Below are 276 nucleotides of genomic sequence, written 5' to 3'. Positions count from 1 at the left end.
ACAGAGATGGCCGCCGGAACCACCCGAAAACGGTCATGAAACGCTTTCTCTCGCTTTGAGGTAGACGGACCAACTGGTGCTCGCATACTGGGCCCACTTATGTGCCGTCTTAGGGGCAACACCGAAGAGATCGCTGACCACCACGGCGTCGAGATATGTGACGTTGGCGATCATGGCCGTGTTCCGAGCAGCACGGGTAGGCCACCCGTGTTCTTTCAACTGACGCCACAGAAGTTGGGTACTTCGAGGTCGACTTGGCGGCCGCCCCGGAAACAG

The 276-nt window shown here is 58.7% G+C and carries 1 protein-coding gene; it reads right to left on the bottom strand.

Translation table 11 applies throughout. The features are described 5' to 3' along the window. Positions 1-33: 33 nt before the first annotated feature. Complete coding sequence (locus CVH10_RS25975) at positions 34-174, bottom strand: hypothetical protein (protein WP_181244570.1); 141 nt, start codon at positions 172-174, stop codon at positions 34-36. Between the last annotated feature and the right edge of the window lie 102 nt (positions 175-276).

Source organism: Halomonas sp. ND22Bw (assembly GCF_003011945.1).
Lineage (GTDB): Bacteria > Pseudomonadota > Gammaproteobacteria > Pseudomonadales > Halomonadaceae > Halomonas > Halomonas halophila.
This window is presented reverse-complemented; position numbering and strand designations above follow the sequence as displayed.

Bases quoted from the DNA above. Each gene is read 5' to 3' on its own strand.
- CVH10_RS25975 (WP_181244570.1), bottom strand. From the start codon at position 174: ATGATCGCCAACGTCACATATCTCGACGCCGTGGTGGTCAGCGATCTC.